The organism is Chamaesiphon sp. VAR_69_metabat_338 (assembly GCF_031423935.1).
Classification (GTDB): Bacteria; Cyanobacteriota; Cyanobacteriia; order Cyanobacteriales; family Chamaesiphonaceae; genus Chamaesiphon.
This window is the reverse complement of record NZ_JANPGM010000676.1, coordinates 1-3,242: the sequence shown is the minus strand read 5'-3', so window position 1 is coordinate 3,242 and position 3,242 is coordinate 1. Positions and strand designations below refer to the sequence as shown.

The 3,242-nt window shown below is 45.2% G+C and carries 5 protein-coding genes; 3 read left to right on the top strand and 2 right to left on the bottom strand.

Features of this window, described 5'->3' with window-relative positions:
* The coding region (locus RMO84_RS18630; RefSeq protein ID WP_310489932.1) for a tetratricopeptide repeat protein at positions 1-333 on the top strand (333 nt) is incomplete at its 5' end.
* Positions 334-535: 202 nt separating this feature from the next.
* Here the strand turns inward: RMO84_RS18630 and RMO84_RS18625 are convergent.
* Positions 536-1,429: a shikimate dehydrogenase gene (locus tag RMO84_RS18625; RefSeq protein WP_310489931.1), complete on the bottom strand. Its 894-nt coding sequence runs from the start codon at positions 1,427-1,429 to the stop codon at positions 536-538.
* Between the two features lie 154 nt (positions 1,430-1,583).
* Here RMO84_RS18625 and RMO84_RS18620 point away from each other — a divergent pair, with 154 nt between their 5' ends.
* Positions 1,584-2,057, top strand: coding sequence for a Dps family protein (locus RMO84_RS18620; RefSeq protein WP_396135897.1), 474 nt, complete (start codon positions 1,584-1,586; stop codon positions 2,055-2,057).
* A gap of 76 nt (positions 2,058-2,133) precedes the next feature.
* Positions 2,134-2,754 (top strand): helix-turn-helix transcriptional regulator, encoded by a 621-nt coding sequence (locus RMO84_RS18615; RefSeq protein WP_310489930.1) that lies wholly within the window; start codon positions 2,134-2,136, stop codon positions 2,752-2,754.
* A gap of 150 nt (positions 2,755-2,904) precedes the next feature.
* Here RMO84_RS18615 and RMO84_RS18610 read toward each other — a convergent pair.
* A partial coding sequence (locus RMO84_RS18610; RefSeq protein WP_310489929.1) for a DUF5615 family PIN-like protein occupies positions 2,905-3,242 on the bottom strand: 338 nt, incomplete at its 5' end.

The window sequence follows — 3,242 nt, the reverse complement described above, 5'->3', positions numbered from 1 at the left end:
GCATTGTATGCCAGTGGCGACTACCGGAAAGCATTAGCAGATTACGATCGTGGCATCGCGCGCGATCCGAATAATGCTGAATTCCACTTCAATCGTGGCGTCACCCACGCCCAACTAAACATGAACCAGAAAGCAATTGCTGATTACAATACGGCGATTCGCTTGCAACCCAATTACGCACTTGCCTATAGCAATCGCGGCTTGCTACACGCCCAAATGCGTTCTAATCCCGCTGCAACTGAAGATCTTAAAATGGCTGCAAAACTATTCCAATCTCAAAACAACACAGTAGCCTATGAATCGGTGTTGCGGAAGTTAGCGACCATTAAATAACTTGTGAAATTTGGGGAGATCGGTCAGCATCAAGTAGTTACTCACATCCGAGTAACTACTCGATCCCGATCGACACAGGGTGGTTAATCCGTAAATCTTCTTAAATTCATCATAACAAGTGGCTATCGGATCGGATACGATCTCGATCGCATTTCGCTACGTTGTATTTTTAACAGTCTAAAGTAAGCTAGGGCTGAATAGCTTAACTTTCGAGCAATTCCAGCAACGCCCGACGCATTACCCCGATCGGTGCAGCTTGGTGCAGCCATAATTCAAAGGCGATCGCCCCTTGCTGAATTAACATCTCTAAGCCATCGATCGCAGTTGCCCCATTAGCTGTTGCCAATTGTAAAAATTTAGTCGGTCGCGGCGTATAAATCAGATCGTACACGATCGCTTTCGTGCCAATTTTCGACATTAGAGCCTCATCGATCGGGCTATTCCCAACCTGTGGGTGCATCCCCATCGGCGTGCAATTGATTAATAACAAATTATCGCGATCGATAAACGTGGCTAATTCGCTCCACAAGTGAGTTTGAATCTGCACCGATGAAGTTTCACTATCGCTCCTCTGAAGTTGAATATCCTGCCAACTAGCCCCAAAATCGGCTAATTTGGCAGCATCTCGACCGAAGACATGAATCTCCTGGCAGCCTAATTGATGGCAACCCGCCACTACCGCCCGCGCCGCGCCACCATTGCCCAAGACGATCGCGGTAGTTTTCCCCCAATCCCGCTGCATAGCCGCGAGCGGGGCGATAAATCCGGCAATGTCTGTATTAGTACCGTGCCAACCTGTCGGGGTGTTCCAGATGGTATTTACCGCCCCTATTGCCTGCGCTAGAGGGGTAATCTGCGCCAATAACGGCATAATCGCTTGCTTGTGGGGAATCGTCACGCTACAGCCGACAACGCCGATGGCAGCAAAGCCAGCCAGCGCGGTAGCCAGATCTGCTGGCGCGACATCAAATGCCACATAGCGGTAGTCCAACCCCAACTGCTCGATCGCGGCATTGTGCATCGCTGGCGAGAATGTATGCGCGATCGGATGACCGATGACACCTAATAATTTAGTCGTACCTGCGATTGGGATCATAAAAGTTAGGGCGAGAAGAACTGTGAAGATTTAGCTGTGTAGATTGGCGGGCGGTGATTAGGAAAATGTTTGTTTCGCAGTTGTAGTTAGACAGATCGGAATCGGTAGAATATTAATTAAGGATTGGTAAATATTCTCAGGATTACTAATAACCATGATGCAAGTAGATATTGGAATCGACGCAGATACGCGTAAAGAAATCGCCGATGGGTTATCGCGGTTACTGGCAGATACATATACGCTGTATCTCAAAACTCACTACTTTCATTGGAATGTAACAGGGCCGATGTTTCAAACGCTCCATCTGATGTTTGAGACTCAGTATACCGAATTAGCTTTGGCAGTAGATCTGATTGCCGAACGGATTCGAGCATTAGGATTTCCCGCACCTGGCAGTTATACCGAGTATGCAAAATTAAGCTCGATTCCTGAAACCACGAGCGTACCCAAAGCCACGGAGATGATTAAGCTCCTCGTCGAAGGCCAAGAAGCTGTCTGTCGCACGGCTCGATCGATTTATGCCTCTGCGGAAAAAGCTAGCGACGAACCAACTGCCGATCTACTCACCCAAAGGTTGCAATTGCACGAAAAAACTGCTTGGATGTTGCGCAGTTTACTAGACCAATAATCGATTGTCGGGGCAACTCTCAATTGCCCCGACGATTACTTCAGTATCCATCGAAAATTCATAGACAAAGCCGCTCATGGCCGAGGATCGCACCTTAGAATTGCAAGCATTAATGCACAAAGTCGGCATTAATAGCTTCAGAACATTAGCCAAATTGAGTGGCACATCCGATCGCACGATTCGCAAGCTGCGATCGAGTGAGATTGGCACACTGCGCTGGCAAGTATTAGTTCAAATTAGCACTACGCTGCAAATATCTGTTAACGAACTACTCGATATGTTTGGCGGACAATCTAGCTCTAGCTCTCAACAACAACTAGAACTACTCCAACAAGAATATCAGCATCTCCAGCAACAACTCCAACAGCAGCGAGAAACGCTTCAAACTGAGTTTCAATTTCAAAGCTTGCAAACATTAGAATCATTTCTGACTTACTTTCCTGCTGCTAAATATGCAGCAGCTAAAAATCCCGACTTTCCAGCTAGTAAAATCTTCCCCCTGGTACAATCGATCGATCGCCTCCTCTCACAATGGGGAGTTACGACAATTGGTGAAATCGGTACTGAAATTGCCTACGATCCTCACTATCATCAATTAATTGAAGGAACTGCAAATCTTGGAGATTTAGTAATGATTAGATACGCTGGCTATCGACAAGGTGAAAAACTCATCTTTCGAGCTAAGGTAAGCAATTAACTTGTCATCTTAAATTCAGTTTATAGACACTAGTTGTAGCGATATCATAACATTTTGTTGATGAACAGGTCGAGGAAAACACCACAACAGTTGATGATGACATCAACTCGGGCACAACGGAGTTATTCGGGTGGAGATGTCTCCTTATTTTTAGTGTTTATTAGCACGATTTACACGAATTAACTCACAGTCCAAAGATTCTTTGTCTTTTAACGATAAGTCAATTCTTGCGACTAAATCATCTCGATCTTCTCTGCGTCTATTACTTATACAAATCACAATGCCGTGATGATTGTTATCGCGCTTATGAAGATTTTTAAAGTCATTATAATTCAGAGTAATGACTGCTCTATGTTCTTGGATTGCAAATGCTAACACTTCTTCATCAGAAATTCCCTGATTTGCGTTACCAGCTTCTAGGGCAGTTAAAATATCATATCCTTTCTCTCTAAGTTTTCTGATGACTGGGAGTTCAAAGTTTTCATCAG

Coding starts and splice junctions, on each gene's coding strand:
- RMO84_RS18625 (WP_310489931.1), bottom strand. CDS start 1,429: ATGATCCCAATCGCAGGTACGACTAAATTATTAGGTGTCATCGGTCAT.
- RMO84_RS18620 (WP_396135897.1), top strand. CDS start 1,584: ATGATGCAAGTAGATATTGGAATCGACGCAGATACGCGTAAAGAAATC.
- RMO84_RS18615 (WP_310489930.1), top strand. CDS start 2,134: ATGGCCGAGGATCGCACCTTAGAATTGCAAGCATTAATGCACAAAGTC.